This is a genomic window from Pseudomonas arsenicoxydans, from assembly GCF_900103875.1.
In the GTDB taxonomy this organism is placed as follows: domain Bacteria; phylum Pseudomonadota; class Gammaproteobacteria; order Pseudomonadales; family Pseudomonadaceae; genus Aquipseudomonas; species Aquipseudomonas arsenicoxydans.
The window spans coordinates 5,247,599-5,267,958 of sequence record NZ_LT629705.1 but is presented as its reverse complement, the minus strand read 5'-3'; the positions used below and the strand labels follow the sequence as shown (position 1 = coordinate 5,267,958).

General features: G+C 57.6%; 18 protein-coding genes and 1 pseudogene. 13 read left to right on the top strand and 6 right to left on the bottom strand.

Features of this window, described 5'->3' with window-relative positions; all coding sequences use genetic code 11:
• The first annotated feature begins 887 nt into the window (after nucleotides 1–887).
• On the top strand, nucleotides 888–1,484 hold the full coding sequence (locus tag BLQ41_RS24535; RefSeq protein WP_090185570.1) for an NUDIX domain-containing protein: 597 nt from the start codon (nucleotides 888–890) through the stop codon (nucleotides 1,482–1,484).
• Here BLQ41_RS24535 and BLQ41_RS24530 read toward each other — a convergent pair.
• Entirely contained in the window at nucleotides 1,476–1,991 is a 516-nt protein-coding gene (locus BLQ41_RS24530; protein WP_090185568.1) for a methylated-DNA--[protein]-cysteine S-methyltransferase, read from the bottom strand. The genes BLQ41_RS24535 and BLQ41_RS24530 overlap by 9 nt on opposite strands.
• A gap of 149 nt (nucleotides 1,992–2,140) precedes the next feature.
• Here BLQ41_RS24530 and ggt point away from each other — a divergent pair, with 149 nt between their 5' ends.
• Nucleotides 2,141–3,868 carry a gamma-glutamyltransferase gene (ggt, locus tag BLQ41_RS24525; RefSeq protein WP_090185566.1) on the top strand — a complete coding sequence of 576 codons (1,728 nt, stop codon included), beginning with the start codon at nucleotides 2,141–2,143 and terminating at the stop codon, nucleotides 3,866–3,868.
• Nucleotides 3,869–3,937: 69 nt separating this feature from the next.
• A complete protein-coding gene (locus BLQ41_RS24520) occupies nucleotides 3,938–4,471 on the top strand; it encodes a cysteine hydrolase family protein (protein WP_090185564.1) in 534 nt (177 codons plus the stop codon).
• On the opposite strand, the gene BLQ41_RS24515 is transcribed toward BLQ41_RS24520, so the two are convergent.
• Nucleotides 4,468–5,367 carry a LysR family transcriptional regulator gene (locus tag BLQ41_RS24515; RefSeq protein ID WP_090185562.1) on the bottom strand — a complete coding sequence of 300 codons (900 nt, stop codon included), beginning with the start codon at nucleotides 5,365–5,367 and terminating at the stop codon, nucleotides 4,468–4,470. The genes BLQ41_RS24520 and BLQ41_RS24515 overlap by 4 nt on opposite strands.
• A gap of 148 nt (nucleotides 5,368–5,515) precedes the next feature.
• Between BLQ41_RS24515 and BLQ41_RS24510 the strand changes: the two genes are divergently transcribed.
• Nucleotides 5,516–7,015, top strand: coding sequence for a purine-cytosine permease family protein (locus BLQ41_RS24510; RefSeq protein WP_090185559.1), 1,500 nt, complete (start codon nucleotides 5,516–5,518; stop codon nucleotides 7,013–7,015).
• Nucleotides 7,012–7,835 (top strand): annotated as a pseudogene (locus BLQ41_RS24505) (nitrilase family protein). The gene BLQ41_RS24510 and the pseudogene BLQ41_RS24505 overlap by 4 nt, the downstream one beginning before the upstream one ends.
• 71 nt (nucleotides 7,836–7,906) lie before the next feature.
• Here BLQ41_RS24505 and BLQ41_RS24500 read toward each other — a convergent pair.
• Nucleotides 7,907–8,461 carry a TetR/AcrR family transcriptional regulator gene (locus BLQ41_RS24500; protein ID WP_090185557.1) on the bottom strand — a complete coding sequence of 185 codons (555 nt, stop codon included), beginning with the start codon at nucleotides 8,459–8,461 and terminating at the stop codon, nucleotides 7,907–7,909.
• Between the two features lie 126 nt (nucleotides 8,462–8,587).
• Between BLQ41_RS24500 and BLQ41_RS24495 the strand changes: the two genes are divergently transcribed.
• Entirely contained in the window at nucleotides 8,588–9,220 is a 633-nt protein-coding gene (locus tag BLQ41_RS24495) for a DJ-1/PfpI family protein (protein WP_090188805.1), read from the top strand.
• Between the two features lie 125 nt (nucleotides 9,221–9,345).
• Entirely contained in the window at nucleotides 9,346–9,876 is a 531-nt protein-coding gene (locus tag BLQ41_RS24490; protein ID WP_090185555.1) for a DUF2867 domain-containing protein, read from the top strand.
• A 105-nt stretch (nucleotides 9,877–9,981) separates the two neighbouring features.
• Here the strand turns inward: BLQ41_RS24490 and BLQ41_RS24485 are convergent, their stop codons facing one another.
• A complete protein-coding gene (locus BLQ41_RS24485; RefSeq protein ID WP_090185553.1) occupies nucleotides 9,982–11,289 on the bottom strand; it encodes an OprD family porin in 1,308 nt (435 codons plus the stop codon).
• Nucleotides 11,290–12,027: 738 nt separating this feature from the next.
• Here BLQ41_RS24485 and BLQ41_RS24480 point away from each other — a divergent pair.
• Nucleotides 12,028–12,432 (top strand): nuclear transport factor 2 family protein, encoded by a 405-nt coding sequence (locus BLQ41_RS24480; protein ID WP_090185552.1) that lies wholly within the window; start codon nucleotides 12,028–12,030, stop codon nucleotides 12,430–12,432.
• Between the two features lie 138 nt (nucleotides 12,433–12,570).
• On the opposite strand, the gene BLQ41_RS24475 is transcribed toward BLQ41_RS24480, so the two are convergent.
• A complete protein-coding gene (locus BLQ41_RS24475; protein ID WP_090185550.1) occupies nucleotides 12,571–13,674 on the bottom strand; it encodes a Gfo/Idh/MocA family protein in 1,104 nt (367 codons plus the stop codon).
• Nucleotides 13,675–13,905: 231 nt separating this feature from the next.
• Between BLQ41_RS24475 and BLQ41_RS24470 the strand changes: the two genes are divergently transcribed.
• Complete coding sequence (locus BLQ41_RS24470) at nucleotides 13,906–15,126, top strand: MFS transporter (RefSeq protein ID WP_090185549.1); 1,221 nt, start codon at nucleotides 13,906–13,908, stop codon at nucleotides 15,124–15,126.
• 2 nt (nucleotides 15,127–15,128) lie between these two features.
• Here the strand turns inward: BLQ41_RS24470 and BLQ41_RS24465 are convergent, their stop codons facing one another.
• Entirely contained in the window at nucleotides 15,129–16,016 is an 888-nt protein-coding gene (locus BLQ41_RS24465; protein WP_090188802.1) for a LysR family transcriptional regulator, read from the bottom strand.
• A gap of 313 nt (nucleotides 16,017–16,329) precedes the next feature.
• Between BLQ41_RS24465 and BLQ41_RS24460 the strand changes: the two genes are divergently transcribed.
• The 4 genes from BLQ41_RS24460 (at nucleotide 16,330) to BLQ41_RS24445 (ending at nucleotide 20,357) form a co-directional block, all read left to right on the top strand.
• Nucleotides 16,330–17,085: an SDR family oxidoreductase gene (locus BLQ41_RS24460; RefSeq protein ID WP_090185546.1), complete on the top strand. Its 756-nt coding sequence runs from the start codon at nucleotides 16,330–16,332 to the stop codon at nucleotides 17,083–17,085.
• Between the two features lie 236 nt (nucleotides 17,086–17,321).
• A complete protein-coding gene (locus tag BLQ41_RS24455) occupies nucleotides 17,322–18,428 on the top strand; it encodes an alkene reductase (RefSeq protein ID WP_090185542.1) in 1,107 nt (368 codons plus the stop codon).
• Nucleotides 18,429–18,880: 452 nt separating this feature from the next.
• Entirely contained in the window at nucleotides 18,881–19,561 is a 681-nt protein-coding gene (locus BLQ41_RS24450) for an alpha/beta hydrolase (RefSeq protein WP_090185540.1), read from the top strand.
• 76 nt (nucleotides 19,562–19,637) lie between these two features.
• Entirely contained in the window at nucleotides 19,638–20,357 is a 720-nt protein-coding gene (locus BLQ41_RS24445; protein WP_090185537.1) for a hypothetical protein, read from the top strand.
• The last annotated feature ends 3 nt before the right edge of the window (nucleotides 20,358–20,360 follow it).

The following is a 20,360-nucleotide window of genomic DNA, read 5'->3' as shown; positions in this document are numbered from 1 at the left end:
TAACCAAGCGCTTGCGCCCCTGACGTACGGTGCCTCGCCTAGGCTCGGCATTCCCTCACTCCGGTCCTGCTCCGTGGGCCCGCCACCATCGGCCATCCATGGCCGGGGGCGGCTAACCCGGCATCCATGCCGGGTTGCCCACTGCGCAGAACCTGCGTTCGGCCTTCCGATGGGGCAGATCAAGATCAAAAGCGGAAGGCGAGCTAACGCTCGACCTGATGAGTGGTGAGGAGCAAAAGCTGCGCGCCGGCCTGCTCTGCTTTATGTGGAAGTGAGCCTGCTCGCGATGCTGTTGAACTTGTCGTTGATCGTTCCCACGCTCCGCGTGGGAATGCCGCCGGGGACGCTCTGCGTCCCAACTATCGACACCAGACTTGAGTCTTGCGCAAGGGTGACGCGGAGAGTCACGGGATGCATTCCCACGCCGAGCATGGGAACGATCAGCACGCGCAAGCGTTGAGCAAACAGGCCGGCCGGTAGGCCGCCTCGCTTTGGCTTTGGCGGTGCACGCCCCCTCGTGAGGCCGAGTGGAGGTTCTGCGCAGTGGGCAACCCGGCATGGATGCCGGGTTAGCCGCCCCCGGCCATGGATGGCCGATGGCGGCGGGCCCACGGAGCAGGACCGGAACGAGGGCATGCCGAGCCTTAGCGAGGCACCGAACGTCAGGGGCAAGAGCGCTTGGTTACTTGGCGCTTCTCCAAGTGACCCGCCGTCAGGGCGGAACCCTAAGCCGCCGTTACCGCAGAAACGGATATGTACCCAACCCCAATCCAATCCAACCCTCAACCCCAAAACTTTCTTAAGTGAACAGCATCACAGCAGTCATGCCGAGCTTTTCAGTTTTCGCCTACCATGTGCCCCTCCCGACAAAATAAGGATGGATTGTGATGTCGAACACCGCCGAGCGAGTCAACATCATCGAATCTCAGGTGTTGTCCCACGACTGGTACCTGCTGAGGAAAATCAGCTTCGACTACCAGCGCAACAACGGTGAATGGCAACGCCAGACACGCGAGGTCTACGACCGTGGCAATGGCGCCGCCATTCTGCTGTTCAACCGCGAAAAGAGGACGGTCGTGCTGACCCGCCAGTTCCGGCTGCCGGTCTTCGTCAACGGCCACGATGGCTTGCTGATCGAGGTTGCAGCCGGATTGCTTGAAGGCGCCGATCCTGAAGAGCGCATCCGGTCCGAGGCCGAAGAAGAAACCGGCTATCGCGTTCACCATGTGCAAAAGATCTTCGAGTCCTACATGAGCCCCGGTTCGGTCACCGAAAAACTGCACTTCTTCATCGCCGAATACGACACCGCATCGAAAGTCAGTGAAGGCGGTGGGCTGGAAGAGGAGACCGAAGAACTGGAAGTGCTGGAGTGGGCTTTCGAGGAGGCGCTTGAGGCGTTTTATCGCGGGGAGATCTGCGATGCGAAGACCATCATGTTGCTGCAGTACGCGGCGATGAAGGATCTTTTTGGACCGTCAAAATAAATCATCCATCCTGCTGGCCCCTGACCATTCGCATCCTTCCAGCGTCAGCAACCGCTTTTTGGCCGTAAGCCCACCGGCAAACCCGGTGAGCTTCCCGGAGGCACCGATTACCCGATGGCACGGCGCAACAATCGAAATCGGATTCTTGCCATTCGCCGCGCCCACTGCGCGCACCGCGCTCGGATGGCCGATCTGCTCGGCAATCTGGCTGTAGCTGCGGGTCTGGCCAAACGGAATGGTCAGCAGCGCCTGCCAGACCTTCTTCTGAAAATCTGTGCCGGCGAAATCCAGTTCCAGCTCGAACCGGTTGCGCGTTCCCGCGAAGTATTCCTCTAGCTGCTGAGCAGCGCGCACGAGGATCGGGTTATCCGGCGCCTCGCGCATCGGCCCCAGCCTTACCCGATTCGGCTTGTCGTTTTCCCAGAGGATGGCTGCCAGTCTTGAATCTTTCGCGACCAGCTTCAGCTCGCCAACCGGGGAAGCCAGGGTGGTGAAGGTGTAAGGCATGCTGGCGGACTCCGCAACAGGGCTGAACAGGGGCTCAGCATACTGACTCGACGGGGAGGCGCAATACGCAATCCCAGCCATACTTGCCTCTGCTCTTGACGCGTTTTCTCAGATTTTTTACACAAACCATAAAAAGAAGAGACCGACTCATGAAGTTCGAACCTTTTGCCAAATCGCTGATTGCGACCTCGTTGGCGCTCAGCTGCCTCAGCACGTACGCGGCCTCGGTGGCCCCGGTCGCCGCCGAAAACGGCATGGTCGTGACGGCCCAGCATCTGGCGTCCCATGTGGGCGTCGATGTGCTCAAGAATGGTGGCAACGCCGTCGATGCCGCAGTCGCGGTGGGTTATGCGCTGGCGGTGGTCTATCCCGCAGCGGGTAACCTGGGCGGTGGCGGCTTCATGACCATTCAGCTGGCGGACGGGCGCAAAACCTTTCTCGATTTCCGCGAAAAAGCACCGCTGGCAGCCAAAGCCGACATGTACCTCGACAAAGAGGGCAATGTCGTCCCGGACCTCAGCACCCGGGGGCACTTGGCCGTTGGCGTGCCGGGCACCGTGTCCGGCATGGAACTGGCCCTTCAGAAGTACGGCACCAAACCGCGCAAGGACGTTATAGCGCCGGCGATCAAGCTCGCTGAAGACGGTTTCGTGCTGGAGCAGGGCGATGTCGATTTGCTGGACTATGCCACCGACGTGTTCAAGAAGGACATCAAGGATTCCGGCTCGATCTTCCTCAGCAATGGCGAGCCGATGCAGGTCGGGCAAAAACTGGTGCAGAAAGATCTGGCCAAGACCTTGCGGGAAATTTCCGAGAAGGGCGCCGACGGTTTCTATAAAGGCTGGGTGGCCGACGCTATCGTCACCTCCAGCCAGGCCAACAAAGGCATCATCACCCAGGCCGACCTCGACAAATACAAGACCCGTGAACTGGCGCCGATCGAGTGCGACTACCGGGGCTATCACGTGGTCTCGGCACCGCCGCCAAGCTCCGGCGGGGTAGTGATCTGCGAGATCATGAACATCCTCGAAGGCTACCCGATGAAAGACTTGGGCTACCACTCGGCCCAAGGCATGCACTACCAGATCGAAGCGATGCGCCACGCCTATGTGGACCGCAACAGCTATCTGGGCGACCCGGATTTCGTGAAAAATCCGATCGCGCACCTGCTCGATAAAAACTACGCGACCAAACTCCGCGAAGCGATCAATCCGCAGAAGGCCGGTGTGTCCCGCGACCTCAAACCCGGTGTAGCGCCGCATGAAGGCAACAACACCACGCATTACTCCATCGTCGACAAATGGGGCAACGCGGTATCGGTGACCTATACCCTCAACGACTGGTTCGGCGCCGGCGTCATGGCCAGCAAAACCGGGGTCATTCTTAACGACGAAATGGACGACTTCACCTCGAAAATCGGTGTGCCGAACATGTACGGCCTGGTCCAGGGCGAAGCCAATGCCATCGCTCCGGGCAAGGCGCCGCTGTCATCGATGAGCCCGACCATCGTCACCAAGGACGGCAAAGTCGTCATGGTCGTCGGCACCCCCGGCGGCAGTCGCATCATCACGGCGACCTTGTTGACCATGCTCAACGTCATCGATTACGGCATGAACATTCAGGAGGCGGTCGATGCGCCACGTTTCCACCAGCAGTGGATGCCGGAAGAGACCAACCTGGAAGCCTTCACCACGAGCCCGGACACAGTGAAAATGCTCGAAAGCTGGGGACATAAATTTGCCGGTCCACAGGACGCCAACCACTTGGCGGCGATTCTGGTAGGGGCGCCTTCGCTGGAAGGCAAACCGGTCGGCAAGAACCGCTTCTACGGCGCTAACGACCCACGTCGCAACACCGGGCTGTCGCTCGGTTATTGAGGATTGTTTTTCAAAGGGGACAGATCTATTTTCTGTCCCCAGATTTGCCGACACATCAAGGAAGGCACCATGACAACTGCACTGCTGATCATCGACGTCCAGCATGCCCTGTGCACTGGCGAGTACGAATGCTTCGAGATCAAACGCGTCATCGATAACATCAACGATCTGAGTGCCGCAGCCCGTGACGCCGGCGTTTCGGTCATCCTGATCCAGCACGAAGAAGAGGGCAGCCCCTTGGCGCATAACGCCCAAGGCTGGCAACTGGCTGAAGGACTGGAAACCTCACCCAAGGATCTGCGGGTGCGCAAAACCACGCCGGATTCGTTTTACCAGACCAACCTGCAAAAGCTGGTGCCGAGGGAGGACTTCGAACGGCTGATCATCTGCGGCCTGCAAACCGACTACTGCGTCAACGCAACTGTGCGCCAGGCGTTGAAGCTGGGTTACGACGTGGTACTCGCCGCCGACGCTCATTCCACCGTCGACAACGCGAGCATGACCGCTGAAGACATCATTGCCGAACACAACAAGGATCTGGCGCACCTGACGGGATCGGTGGCACGGATCGACGTCACCCGGACCCGCGACATACGCTTTTAAGCAGCAAAAATCTCGATCAACTCACTCAGGAACGCACTCACCAGATCCCGCTGCCGCGACGAATGCCGAACCGCCGCATGAAAGCCCACTTCATAGCGCAGCAGTTCAGGATTCAACGGATGCAGTTGCCCCAGCTGTTCATGCTTGGCCGCATAGTGTTGCGGCAAGAAGCCCAGATGCTGGCCCGACAGAATGAGCAGGGCGGCGCCGTCCATGCTGTCGGTGAGCACGGTCAAGCGTTCGATCGAAGTGGGCGCCGGCATTTCCGGCAACGGATGGCTGGGCCATACCCAGTCGTAGGCGCTGACGTCCTCCCGGGTCAGATCACCCGCTTGCCCGGACAACGGGTGAGCCGGGGCGCAATAGGCGATCTGGGTTTCCTGGAACAGGGGAAAGTAATCAATGCTGGGCAAGCGGTGCCAAAAATAACCAATCGCCAGATCGATATGGCCGTTGATGATTTTTTCTTCCAGCAGGGAGGACGACAGCTCCGTGAAGTGGAAATACAGTCCTTCATGACGAGACCGCAAACGCGCAATGGCCAGGGCGATTTTCTTGTTGGCACCGGGATCGATCTGACCGAGCAAGCCAATGTTGATGTTGCCCGACACTTTGCGATTGATGTGCTGCACCTCCACCCGGAAGCCTTCGGCCGCCGCCAGCAGTCGTCGGGCCGCCTCGACGAACTGACCGCCCTTGGGCGTCACCGAAAAACCGCCGCGCCCGCGCTCGCACAGACGAAACCCGACCCGCGCTTCCAGCGTGGCCAGTTGTGCGCTGATGGTCGGTTGCGTGGTGTTGAGCGCGGTTTGCGCGGCCGAAATACCGCCAGCCTCGACGACGGTCAGAAATACCCGGATCAAGCGAAGATCCAGCTCCGATACAGTTCCCAGCATGTGTGTCCCCCAAAGCTCAGTCACATAGATGCGGACCTATGTAAACAGTGTGCCTGCGATATTTAACCGCCCTGATCAAGGCCCTACATTGCAATGAAACCGGCGCTTTGCCCATAAAAACAACAATCACCAGCATAGGAACATTCGTATGTCAGGGTCCCCTCATTCTGTGCGCGCCGTCGAGGCGAGTAGCGGACTGGCCATCGAAGGCCATTCGATCGATTACATCCCACACAGTGAACGTCACGCCAAACTCAGCAGCCAAGGGCCTTTCTGGTTTTTGGGCAACTTCCACTTCTTTACCATTTCCATCGGTTTTGTCGGCCCGAGCCTCGGATTGTCGGCGCTGTGGACGATGCTGGCCGGTGCGCTGGGCATCATGTTCGGCACCATCTTCATGGCTTTCCACGGCTCGCAAGGTCCGGAGATGGGCCTGCCGCAAATGATCCAGTCCCGTGCCCAGTTCGGTTATCGCGGAGTGATCCTGGCCTTGATGGCGACGATGTTTGTGTTCGTCGGCTTCAACGTGGTCAACGTCTCGCTGATCATGAACGGCCTGGAACACGTGTTCGGTATCGACCCGACCATCGTGGCGGTGACTGTGGTGCTGATCGGTGCGCTGTTGTCGATTTACGGCCACGACCTGATGCACAAAGCTTTCAAATGGGCGCTGCTGGCAACCTTGCCGTTGTATGCGCTGGTCACCATCGCCTTGATGTTCGGTGCCGGCCAGGAGGGCGTCGCCCCCGCGACTGATCTGGGGTTCAGCTGGGTGGCGTTTGCCACGCTGTTTGCCATCGGCGCCAGCTACAACATTTCCTATGCACCGTATGTCTCCGACTATTCCCGCTACCTGCCGAAAAACACCAGCCGGCCAAAACTGATCGCGGCGATCTTCATCGGTGCCTCGTTGTCGGGGAGCTGGATGATCGGCCTCGGTGCCTGGCTCGCGCAGCAATTGAAAGCGACGGACGCGCTGGTCGCCCTTAACCAGGTCGGTTCATCGATGATTCCGGGCCTGGGCAATGTGTTGGTGATTGTCTCGGTGGCGGGCTTCCTGCCGATCATCGCCCTCAACACGTACAGCGCCATGCTCACCTTGCTGACGGGCGTCGACTCGATCAAGAAAATCACGCCAACGCCCCGCGCCCGAGTGATGTCAATCAGTGCAATCAGCCTCATCCTGCTGACCTGCGTGCTCTCGATCAAAGGCGATGGCATCGCCTTGTTGAACACCTTCCTCGTGCTGTTGCTGTACTTCCTCGTGCCTTGGACCGCGGTCAATCTGGTCGATTACTTTTTCGTGCGCAAAGGGCGCTACGCCATCCCGCATTTCTTCACACCGAAGGGCATTTACGGCGCTTGGCAGTTTCGCGGGATCGCCTCCTACCTGATCGGATTCGCCGCGATGGTGCCGTTTTTCTACATCTTCGATGCGGCGGCCGGTAAAGAAGTGTTCGTCGGTCCGCTGGCGCGCATGCTCGAAGGCGTGGACATTGCCTGGCTCGTAGGTCTGGTGGTGTCGGGCCTGACGTATTACCTGCTCAGCCGTTCAATCGACCTCAAGTACGAGCGCCGCATCATCGACGCGATCACCGAGCACGACATTGTCGCCTTGGCCCATCAACCGCTGGAGGAGGTGCGTTGAACAGCGTAAAAAACACCACGGTCGCCTGCTGCCAGGTGGCGCCAAAAATCGGCGACCTCGCTTACAACCGGACGCTGTCCGAGCGTGTGATTCGTTCGGCGGCGCTCCAGGGCGCACGCGTGGTGGTGCTGCCCGAACTGGTTCAGAGCGGTTACGTGTTTGCGGACCGCAACGAAGCGCTGTCGCTGTCCGAAACCGCAGATGGCCCGGCCCTGACGCTGTGGAAGGCACTGGCGAAGGAACTGGACATCATCGTGGTCGGCGGATTCTGCGAGCGACTGGACGACGATGAACTGGCCAACAGCGCCGCGATGATCGATGCCCAAGGCCTGCGCGCCGTGTATCGCAAGGCGCATCTCTGGGATGCCGAGAAAGACATCTTCAGCCCCGGCAACGACGCGCCACCGGTCATCGACACAGTCCATGGCCGGATCGGCATGCTGATTTGCTACGACCTGGAATTCCCCGAATGGGTCAGATTGCCGGCGCTGGCTGGTGCCGATTTGCTCTGCGCGCCAGTCAACTGGCCCGACGGACCGAGGCCACCGACCGAGCGTCCGGCTGAAGTCGTGCGCGTGCAAGCCAATGCCTCGATCAACCGGATGTTTATCGCCGCGTGTGATCGGCATGGCCACGAGCGCGGTGTTGGTTGGGTGCAGGGCTCGGTCATCGTCGATGCTGATGGTTATCCGTTGGCAGGGCCAGCGGAGCAGGGGGGGAACAGATTTTGTTGGCGACACTTAACCTCGCCGAGGCGCGGAACAAGCGCATCAGTGCACGCAATGATCTGCACCAGGATCGGCGGCAGGGGTTGTATTGATTGGGCACGGATGAAGCGGTAACCCCGCTTCTTTTTTGCTATTTATTCAGTTACCCCATTTAGCCCATGACTTAGGCTCGCCACGGTGGAAGAGCCCCTTCGAAAAGTGAAAAGGCTCGATGCAGGAAACTGTTGAAGCGAGCGGCATCACGCCGCAGCCCTACCTGTTGACCACCAATCAGGCACAGATGGGCCATCTGACCAATCACTTCTGCTTGGCCTGGCAGATGGACCAAGCGGCGGCACGTGCGTATCGCGAACTCCAGTCGTCTTGTGTCAACACGCTGCTGAAACTCGCCTACCAACGGATCGTGCAGCGACCAGGCTCGGATGGAAACTTCCCGACCAGGTTGTTTCTCAGCGGCAATACTCAAGTAGCGTTTCAAGGTTTCGCCCGCGCTACGACCCTGCGCCGCATAAGCGAGCATGCGCTCCGTATAGTCTTCTTCCCAAGCGGCCAGCAAGGTGCGGACAAAGTCTTCGCGATTGCGGAAATGGTGATAGAACGATCCGCGAGTCACATTCAATCGGCGCGATAGACTCTCGGCCGAAACGCCAACATGCCCTATTTGGTCGAGGGCCTCAAAACCTGCCGCGATCCAATGGTTACGAGTTAGTTTTCTCACCAGTTATTTCGCTCCCTATTTAGCGCCATACAGGCTGTGTATGGTGCGCAACCGATTGATACGCTGCGAACACCAACAAAGATGGCCGTTGCGTTTTGCACGCCAGCACCTTTCACGGAGCTCGCCTTGAAGAAAATCGCTCTGGTTGCTTTTGACCGATTTACCGATATCGACCTATTCCTGATGTGGGACATCTTAGGCCGCAACACTGAGGACTGGCACGTCCGAATATTGGGTTCTAGCTCTATCGTGCGCTCGGCGCACGGCCTGCCTGTTTCGGTGCACGGTCCGCTTTGCGAGGCCAATAGTGCCGACGCGGTATTGTTCGTCAGCGGCAAGGAAGGAATACCCGCTGCACTTGCCGCCCCAGATTTCCTGCCGTCGTTTGAACTTGACTCAAGACGCCAGCGAATCGGCTCCATATGCGCCGGAGCTTTCATTCTCGAACGGCTTGGGCTGCTCAGCGGCCAAGCAACTACACACCCGGATGCACGGTCGAGCTTGCAAGCTCTGGGACTTGTTCCCATGGACCAGCCTCTTGTATGCAAAGGGAACGTTGCAACCGCTGGCGGATGCCTTTCGGCGCTCTATCTGGTGGGATGGTTGGTTGAATCCTGGTTCGATATCGACAAGCGCCGTGCGACGTTGCTCCCTGTTCTGCCAGCTGGGCAGCAGGAGCTCTATGATGCCTTGATCGGGCTCAGTATCCGACAAGGAGAAGTTGGCGCGGTTGTCCCTGTCCGGCTTGAAAGTCGGTAACCGTCACTTCTAAGCTAGACAAGCACTACAGGGCGACAAGGAGCGTTATACGACAAACCATCGCAACAAGAAACGCGACATGGCGTGTCGTCTAATTAGTAGTTAGAACTCAGGAGAGATCCCCGATGCCCCGAGAATTTGAGCTTATTATGTCCGTGCCAGTCCCCTCGAGGTCCGGCATCACCCACCTTTACAAGTCGATAAACCTAGCGGACGCTTTTGCGATTAGGCTCCCTGCGGGCGCATCTACCAATCCAGATTTGCTAGCTCGATTCATCCTTTCCCACCAGCCATCCTGGATCGGATGGCTCATGAAAGTCCGAGACACTATCGTTGCCTGTTTTGGTCTCAAGACTGCCAAACATTTGGCATCACTTGCTAATCGGATTGGAGTCTTCAAGGTCTACAGCACGAACCAGACTGAAATCGTGATGGGAGAGGACGACAAGCACCTCGATTTCCGGATATCGATCCTATGTTCTGAAGAGGCAGAGCCAGAAGGCAGTCGCCAACTCGTTTTTTCAACCGTGGTCCATTGCCACAACCGTCTAGGCCGGGCCTACATCTTCGTTATTGCCCCATTTCACCGCTTGGTTGTTAAGGCCAGCCTTCTCCGTGCTGCGCGCGTCGGTTGGCCTCTGGCTACCTGCCTCTAAGGCTGAGAGCGGAAAAAAGAGGACGGATTTATTGTTAGGAACATAAATCCGTCCACTTTTTGGTAATAAAAAATAAGTTATTGTATTAACCGCTCATGCCGCTAGTTAGAGAAGCGGAATGCTATAGCTTACAATAACTCGATTCTGATCTACGTTACGAGCCGCTTCGCTGTTGGACTTGCCGTTACGCCAGCCGAACCCGACGCCTTTGAGCGCTCCGGACTGAAGGACGTAGTCCAGGCTAATGTCTCTTTCCCATTCCTTTTGGTTGTCGCCTGACGTAGTTTTAATATTATCGCCGGAGAGGTACATCACCGAGCCTTTCAGGCCGGGGACACCCAGAGCGGCGAAATCGTAAGCATACTGACCGAAAGCTGTGCGCTCGCCTGCGCGGGTGAAAGTTTGGATCAGGCGGTCTGTATACAGGTACAGGCTTGCTCCACCGGCGCCCTTGTCTACCAGGCTACCCTGACTGAGTTGAGTGAAGTTGCTGCCATCCGACACACTTTGGTACCCCGCGGTAATCGCGTGGCCACCCAGCGTGTAAATCAACGCGGCACTCCAGGTACGGTTGTCGATCTCTCCATCACCGTTTTTGGTGTAGCCACTCATTCTGTAGCCTGACGTACCGGAGCTATTTGCACCTGAAGAGTCAGTTTTGAAGTAGCGCAAGTCGGTTTTAAGGGACTGGTTGTCCGAGAGGGCAAGGGTGTGAATTAATCCAAAAAAATGCTGCGTATAGTAGTTATCGAGGTTGGCGTAGTAGTACTGAGCTGTCAGATCCTTGGTGACGTTCCAATCGCCCCCGGCGAAGTCAAACTGATTGCTTTCACGCGTACCACCCGCAACGGCCAACCCCGTCTGATCGCTCGAACCACGTCCTGTTGCATGTTCGATCCGACCTCCAGTCAAGGTCAGCCCCTTGAACTCGCTCGAGGTGATTTGACCGCCCTCGAAGGTTTGTGGAAGCACGCGCCCATCGTTGGCGACCAGAATGGGGAGTTTCGGAATCAAGGTGCCGTAGCGAAGTTCAGTTTTCGACATTTTGACTTTTCCGGTCAGCCCCAACCGGCTCCACTCGTCGACGGCACGGTTGTCACTGTCAGAAGGCATCATGGTGCTGCCGACATGCCGTCCTTTGCCGCTGTCCAAGGTAACCCCCAGCAGCCCCAGCCCATCGACACCAAAGCCAACCATGCCATCGGTATAGCCCGATTTGAAGTCCAGCATGAAACCCTGCGCCCATTCTTCGTTTTTGGAAGGGGCGGCAATGCCATCGCGGTTGTCGTTATTGAAGTAGAAGTTTCTCATTCCCAAGGTGGCTTTGCTGTCACTTAGGAAGTCAGCATGCGCCTGGGTACTCAGGGTGAAACAAAGAAACAGCGAACTTGCAGCGATTGTTTTTCTACTCACTTGTATAGCGCTCCATTTGTTGTTTTTAAGTAATAGAAGCAACGGAAAAACTTCCAGGTCAACGCAATGCGCGCGAAGGATCAGTATGTAGTTAATGTTAACTAGCCCGATAAATGGCGCGTGATTTTATTGTTCTGAATATCCTGCTGAAAGCGAAAGGTCGCCCCCTGTATTAATGTGGTGCCGTGTAATGCAAGCTCCAAAACCGCTCATCGCAACTATTGCGATGACAATCGAAATACCACTATTTAAAATTATTCCTGATGACGCTGAGTGGTGAATTAATTTATCTATTTTAAATAGATAAGGGCGCCGATATGGCCTGTTTGGTTTTCGATAGCAGATGGGAAACTAGTCATTTTTCGCGGCTCTTGTTGTTATGCAGCGCGATAGCGTTAGAGCCGAGTGTGTGAGAAAGGCGCAGGGAGCGCCTTGCCTGGGGAGATGGAGTTCTGCGTTGGGGTCTGAAAATTTATCTTATCGTCTGATTTTCAGGACTGTGCCCCGACACAATTGCCGGTTACGCCGCAATGATCGAGATCCGCTGCCGCTCAAAAGGTATGGCAAGAAATGCGGGTTTTTCGACCTATGCATTCAAATCCGCCGGACTAGCATGCATGGGCACCAACAACCCGAGTGGACGGTAGGTCAAGCCATCCCCCTTGCCACTGCAATCACCACCTCCCATTAGTCTGCGTGCGTCGTCACCCAACTAATCTCATCCAGACAGGAACGATCATGACTATTGAAACGCAGAACAAATCCATCGTGCTTGAAGCTTTTGATACGTTGTTCAATAAACGGGACTACGTTGCTGCCGAAGCGTATTGGTCTCCTGCCTACATTCAGCACAGTGCCCTTATTGCGCCTGGGCGTCAGGGGCTGTTTGACCTGATCAAAAGCCTGCCCGATACATTGACTTACGAACCTGGCGTCATCATGGCGGAAGGTGACAAGGTTATGGTGCACGGCCGTTTCTCTGGCAATGGTCAACCTGCCGCGCTCATTGCAGTCGATATCGTGCGTCTCGAAAATGGCATTCTGGTCGAGCACTGGGACGTTCTCCAGGACGAGGCAACCACCGGCAGTTCGGCAAGCGGCCTACCGATGTTCGGCGCACGTTTCCCGGATTCGGTTGAGTAAGAGCTGGTTCCGCGATGACCCAACAATGGCCCCTGAGATTAAATGGCGCATCGGGGCGAGTCTGTATCCGCCCCGGTTGCGCCAACGGAGTCTCATACTCGATTGTTCAATACCGAGAAGTTTCACAGGCATCAGTCGTTACGCGACCCAATTGAGGGGAGTTTGAGTCCCGCCCTTTGCCGCATCCAGCAGCTGATGCAGGCGCAATGCATCGTTGAACGTCGCCGCCGCTTGAGTGCCTTCGGCAACATCCTGCGCATACACGTGATAGAGCTCTGCCAGTTCAAGCACCGCTGACGGCAACGACGAGGCCGGCAGGCGCTGATAATTGTCAGGCAGCGGCAACACCTCCAGCGTCAGGTTATCGCCATGCGCGCCCTCGATGACATAGTCGTCGCCTACATCGCCAAACGCCGAACGGTTGCTGATTTTCAGGTCGCCCTGATCACCGGTGATGTCGATTTGCACGCCGGAGCCGTTTCGCTTGCCGCCTTCAATGTGGATGGAGATAACACCTCCATCCTCCAGCATGCCGCTGAGCACCAGTTGGTCAGGCGCGGTACTCGGCAGTACTTCGCCGGTTTCCTTGATGGTCACCTGCGGGAACTGGCTGACCATCAGGCCTGACACGCTGAGCGGCCAGCCAGTCGCCGTGAAAAGCATGTCCAGGAAATGGCCGGCATAGATTGCAATCACGCTGGAGAAGTTTTCTTCCGGTGCGGTCCAGCGCAGCGCATTGGGTCGCACGGCCTGGAAGTAATTCATGCTGACATGCATGCGCACTGAACGCACTTTGCCGACGTAACCTTGCTGCAGCAGATCTTGCAGGTAACGGTTGTGCGGTGCATGGCGGCGCTGCAGACCGACGATGTGACGCACGCCCGTCTTGTTGGCCAGTTGCAGCAGGTTCTGCGAGTCAGCGGTGGTCGTCGTCAATGGCCATTCGCAATAAACATCCTTGCCGGCAGCAATGGCGGCACGCACGGTTTTTTCGTGCTGGGGCGCGGTGTTGAGCACCACTACCAAATCAACTTCGGGGTTATTGACCAGTGCTTCTACCGAGTCGGCAACCTCGGAGATTGAATACTCGCCGGCCGCTGCTTCAGCACGTTCACGCCGTTCGCTGTAGACCACCTGTAAATGATACTGCGGCAAAAGGTTAAGCACGCGCAGGTGGCCATGGCGTGCCCAGTTGCCTACGCCAATAATGCCGACGCGAATCGGTGAGTGTTTGGATCTCATGGGAAAGTCCTCGCAAGGTAATGAATGATTGTCGAGGTGGAGTCTATGGAGTGAGCGCGTGGGAAAAAACCGGCCAGAGGGCAGAACACTTCGGACACGGATGGCGCTAATGAACGGTGTGAATCGTCTGATTGTGGAGTGATTGATCCGCAGTGATTGGAGTTGCGCCCTGTTTTTCGCCGGCTGCTCGATACCTAACATGGCGCCACTCATTTCTTGTGGAACTGTCCCATGAACGATTCACACGCAATACCTGCTGCTTCAGCGCAGCCTCAGGAGCAAGCGCCTTCCTCACGCGATTGGTTGTCGGTGTATTCCGTTGCCCTTGGCGCATTTGCCTTTGTTACTACTGAATATCTACCGGTAGGCGTCTTGCCGCAGATCGCCAACAGCCTCAACGTCACCGAGGGTGTTGCAGGGCTGATGGTCACCGTGCCGGGTGTGGTCGCCGCAGTGTCGGCGCCGGCGATCATGCTGGGAGCGGGCCGTATGAACCGGCGTCACTTATTGCTGCTGCTGACCCTGGTGTTGGTGGCTTCCAATGTGGTGTCGGCATTGGCTCCTTCACTGGCAGTCATGTTGCTGGGGCGCGGGCTTCTCGGTGTTGCGCTTGGGGGATTTTGGGCTGTGGCCATTGCGGCGGCGGGGCGGTTGGTCAGCCAGTCGAAGGCAGCCAAGGCCACTGCTTTGATCTTCGCGGGGATCACTCTGGCTACGGTATTCGGAGTGCCGTTCGGGACGTTTGTCAGCACGCTGTTTTCATGGCGCATGTCCTTTGCCGTGACAGCAGGGCTCGCGTTGCTGGCGCTGATTGCGCAAGCGTTGACCTTGCCGTCATTGCCTTCCAACGAAGGCTTGAAGTGGCGCGCGCTCGTGGCATTTCTGTCGCGCAGCAATGCCCGTCGCAGCATGTTGCTATTGGGCACTGTGGTGGCGGCACATTTTACGGCCTACACCTACATTGCTCCCTTCCTTGGCCATGACGCCGGCTTCTCACCAACGGCCATCACCGCGATTCTGTTGGGTTTCGGCCTGGTCGGCATGCTGGCGAATTTTGCGATGGCCGGGACCATCACCACCCATTTGCGCGCCTCATTGGGCGCCGTGGTATTGCTGATGGTGACAGCACAATTGGCCTTGCCTGCGTTGCAGGGGATGGCCGTGTCGCTGGCGGTATTGGTGTGGGGAATCGCTTACGGTGCGATCCCTCTGGGCGTGAGCAGCTGGATGCAACTGACATCACCCCAACTGCCAGAGGCGAGTTCGGCAATGCTGGTCACGACCTTTCAGATTGCCATTGCCTCAGGTTCATTATTGGGTGGTTTGATGGTCGATCATGCCGGTGTGCCGTCGGCTCTCTGGTTGGGCGCGGGCATCGGTTTGCTCGGGCTGGCGGTGATGCTCAGTTTCGGCATCCAAAAGACTCCGATCGCCCAGTCCCTGCAACGCTGATTTCAACCCTTCAGAATGTTGTCTTTGAAAAAGTCGATCAACACTCGCAGCCTCGGTGCTGTCTGCTTCGACGCAGGCCAGAGCATCCACAGGTTGCCGGTGTGGTCGGTGTAATCCTCCAGCACCACCTTCAGCCTGCCGTCCGCCAGCGGTTCACGGATTGAAAAGTCCGGCAGACAGGCAATCCCCACTCCATCGATTGCCAGGTACGTCAGCGGGTCCATCGTGGTGCAAGTCAAGGCACGCGTCAGGTTCGGCTCGATGTGCGTGTCGCCGACGCGCAGCGGCCAGCGCTCGATCATTCCGGTGGCCGGAAACTTGTGCAGCAGGCACACGTGGCGGATCAAATCGTCCGGGTGCGTCGGGTCGCCATGGCGTTCCAGATACGTCGGCGAGGCCACCAATTGCAATTGGTAGCCGCCCAACTTGCGCGCCATTAACCGCGAGTCCTGCGGTGCGCCTGTGCGGATCACCGCGTCGAAACCTTCCTCGATCACATCCACCATGCGGTCGGACATGTCCACGTCCAGTTCGATGTCCGGGTAGGCGCGCATGAATCCGGCCAGCACCGGCATGATCAACACATTCTGAATCGGAACGCTGATTCGAACCTTGCCGCGTGGCGTGGCGGACAGTTCCAGCAGCTCCATTTCTGCCGCTTCCACTTCGCTGAGGATGCGCTTGCAGCGGTCCAGGAACAGCTCGCCTTCGGTGGTCAGGGTGACGCTGCGGGTGCTGCGATGGAACAGCCGCACACCCAGGCGTTCTTCCATGCGCGCCACGCTCTTGCCCACTGCTGATGAGGAGATTTCCAACAGTCGACCGGCTTCGGTAAAGCTGCGGGTTTCGGCCACATGAATGAAGGCCGTAATGCCGCTGAGGCTGTCCATCATTTGAGGTGTGCTCGGTGCGCAGGGAAGGTCAATGCAGAGTAGAGGCGGGCGGGGGAATTGGGAAGGGACACCGGCTATTCATGGGGGCCGGTAACTTTCATGAACCTGAAGTGACGGCCCAGTCTGGCTGCACGCTCTGCATTTGAGTTTGCCAATCGTGCAGCCAGCGAATGGCCTGAAACGTCGGTATTTCGACCCATGTGCTTTTTTGTTCGCGCCTAGCATAGACCCTGAATTCACAGCACGGGCAACCCGCCCTTTTTCTCAATCATTCACGCTTTGCATTTGCGCAATCTCAGAGGACTTACCCATGAAACTTACTCAAAACACCATCTTCATCACCGGCGGCGGTTCTGGCATTGGCCGTGGGCTGGCCGAAGCACTGCACAAACTGGGAAACCAGGTGATTATCTCCGGTCGACGCAAGGGCCATCTGGAAGCCGTCGTTGCGGCCAACCCGGGCATGCACGCGGTCGAACTGGATATTACCGATCCCGCCAGTATTACCGCGGTCGCGAAACAGTTGATCAGCGAATTCCCGCAGCTCAACGTGCTGATCAATAACGCCGGGATCATGTTGCCGGACACTGCGGCCGGCCAAGTGGATGACGAATTGCTGGTGTCGACCGTTACCACCAATTTGATGGGCCCCATTCGCATGACATCGGCGCTGATCGAGCACCTGAAAAAGGCCGATGACGCCTATGTGGCGTACACCTCTTCGGTACTCGGTTTCGTGCCCATGGCGCTGACGGCGGTGTATAGCGCCACCAAGGCGGCGCTGCATTCTTATGCACTGTCACAGCGCTTCATGCTGCGCGATACCTCGGTCAAGGTGCTGGAAATCGCGCCGCCATGGGTACGTACCGAGTTGATGAACAGTTCCGAAGTCGAACTGGCGATGCCATTAGATGAGTTCATTGCCGAGACGATAGCGGTGCTGGGCACGGACGCGGTGGAAATCCTGGTCGAGCGGGCCAAGCCAATGCGCGCTAATGCCGGGGCGGATGAACACGCCTTTGTCACTGAGTTCAACACACAGGTATTGGAACTCTACGCCCAGTGAGCAACCTGCGGCGCTTGCATGAGTGCGGGCGCCGTTATCCGAACATCGACAGTTCGATCTCCATGATCACCGGCATTACAGCCAAAAAGTCCGAAGTGTTGGGAAACACGGCCCATTTATCCACTGCGGAAAATCACCTTTACTGATGCCAAGCGCCCCAACCCCGAAAGGCCACATGGCTATCGACCCGGGCAGATATCCAATCGCTCTACACATACACTTCAATCGAGGCAACCATGTCCAAACTTCATTCCCCAGTTAAAGTCGGGCGGTTCACCTTCGCCCATCGCATTGTATTGGCACCGCTGACCCGCATGCGTGCCGAAGAGGGCGCTCGTCCTGGCGCCCTGATGGCCGAGTACTACGCCCAGCGCACTTCCGAAGGCGGTTTGCTGATCGGTGAAGCCACCATCGCCGCGCCAAACGGCAACGGCTATCTCGGCGCACCGGGCCTGTTTGACGACAGCCAGATCGCGGGCTGGAAACACGTCACTGACGCCGTGCACGCTAAAGGCGGCAAGATCTTTCTGCAGCTTTATCATGCCGGTCGCCAATCCAATGTCGACGTGCAGCCTGCAGGCAGCATCCCCGTCGGCCCATCGGAAGTCCTGCACGGCGGCGTTGCTTACACCACCGAAGGTTGGGTACCCAATACCCCGAACCGCGCCCTGACCATCGAAGACATCGCAGGCCTGGTAGAAAACTTCCGCACTGCTGCCGAACGTGGCGTGAAAGCCGGTTTTGACGGCGTGGAACTGCATGGTGCCAACGGTTATTTGATCGACCAGTTCCTGCAGGACAACAGCAACAAGCGCACCGACATCTACGGCGGCTCGTTCGAAAACCGCGCACGCTTTCTGCTGGAAGTGACCAACGCGCTGATTTCGGTGTGGGGCAGTGATCGGGTGGCAGTACGTGTCGGCCCGAGCGGCACCTGGGGTGACATGGGCGACAGCGATCCAGAAGGCCTGTTCACCTACGTCGCGCAACAACTGGCGCCGCTGAACCTGGCTTACCTGCACCTGATCGAGCCGCGCATCCTGGGCAACATCGAGGATGAGAATGCCGACCCGGCGCCGGTCGCTGCCCAGCTGATGCGCAAACACTACAAAGGCGTGATCATTGCTGCCGGTGGCTTTGACGGCGAATCCGCCGAGGCCATCCTTCAGGCTGGCGACGCCGATCTGGTGGCTTTCGGTCGCCACTTCATCGCCAACCCGGACTTGCCGGAGCGCCTGCGCCACAACCTGCCGCTGAACGCGTATGACCGTCCGACCTTCTTTGGCGGTACCGAAGTGGGTTACACCGACTACGAGTTCTATAAAGAAGAAGCGACTGCGTAACGTCGTTCGCCGAGCGCGAACGGCTGTAGCGTAGAGACCAAACGAAGCCCCCTCATGGGGGCTTTTTGGTTGTACACGAGCTCTGATGAGCCCGTTTATCGTTTGCCTACCGGATGTAATTCAGCTGTCAGGGCCTTACCGTCTGAAGACGCGTCCCAGTGGCGTTAGTCTCCATCCCTTCCTACCCACTCGTTTCAGCGACACATGTGGTCACTGCGGCGCTTCGGCACGCGCCAAAAAAAACGCCTTTTTCGGTCAACACACAATGGCTTGAAATGTTGGTTTTTCGACCGATGTCCTCAACCTATACAGCCCAAGATACTTCCCATGAGCAGCGCAGAGCAGTTAAGGCTCCGCACTCCTCACGGTGAGCCTCGGCCAGAAGTTAGTACTTCTTTTCTGCGGATCTTCACCACCCATTTCAACTTCGCTATCCCGTAGGGGAGTTCAATATGACCGCTATCAAGAAAGCCATTTTTGTCCACGGCGCCTGGGCCGACAGTGACTGCTGGGACAAAGCCCGGGCGTTGATCGAAGCCGGTGGGGTCGCCACCAGCGTGGTGCATCTTCCCCTGACAAGGTTGAACGAAGATGTGGCTGCGGTCGCAGAGGCACTCGAAGCAGAAAGCGGCCCAGTGTTGCTGGTTGGTCACTCCTACGGTGGCGCGGTGATTACCCAGGCGGGTGTCCACAAGAACGTCGCGGGATTGGTCTACATCAATGCGTTCGTTCCTGATGTCGGCGAGTCGGCACTTGGCCTGACAGCCCTTGTCGCGCCATCACCAATGAGCGCGGAATTGCGTCCGGACGAAAAAGGTTTCCTCAGTTTGACCCACACGGGTGTCTTTGAAGGCTTTGCCCAGGACGTCTCTGAACAGGAGAAAGTTGCACTGTTCAAGAACCAGCGGCCAACCTCTGCCGAGGCTTTATCCACGCCCGTCACCGAGGCCGCCTGGCACAGCAAGCCAAGCTGGTATCTGCTCGCGACACAAGACAACGCCATCCCGCCTGAACTTCAATCAATGTTTGTGACCAAGATCGGAGCCGTGCAGGCCACGGTTGACGCTGGGCATTGCTCGATGATTTCCCAGCCTGGCGCAGTCGCTGAACTGGTGCTTCGCGCCGCACTCTGAGTCGCCGGTCCGGCGCGGTGAAATCCCTACCGAACCCTTGCGCATCGATATAAAACCTCTTTTTGGAGCACACCTGATGAATGATCTACTCGCTTTCGCCGTTGAGGCCCACGGTGGCCTGGATTGCTGGAATAGCTTCGCAAAACTGCGAGCCAACGTTTCGATCGACGGTGCTATCTGGCACCTCAAGCAGCAGCCGGGTCAGCTGTTCGATAAAGAACTGGATATCGAGACGCAGACCCAGCGCCTGAGCATCACCCCCTTCGCCGGACCGAACCAACGCAGCGTGTTCTTACCAGGTCAACTGACCTTGGAAACCCTCGATGGAACCATCGTCGAACAACGCGACCAACCCGCCGACTCCTTCGTTGGTCATACCTTGGAAAGCCCTTGGGACCTGCTGCATGTGGCCTATTTTGCCAGCGAAGCGTTGTGGACCTACCTGACTTCGCCTTTTCTCTACACCTACCCCGGCTTCGAATCCAGGGAGATCGAGCCATGGAAGGAAAACGGCGAAGTATGGCGGCGTCTGGAAGTCACCTTTCCTGATCATATCGAGAGCCATACCCGCAAGCAGATCACCCACTTCGGGCCGGATGGCCTGATGCGTCGCCATGATTACACCGTCGACATTCTTGGCGGAGCTACCGGCGCTAACTACGTCAGTGATTATTGCGAGGTACAGGGTCTGATGATGCCGACCAAACGCCGTATCTACGCCTACGACGAAGCGGGGCAAAAAATCCCCGAGCCTTTGCTTGTGTCGCTGGACTTCAGCAAGCTCATTTTCAGCTAATCG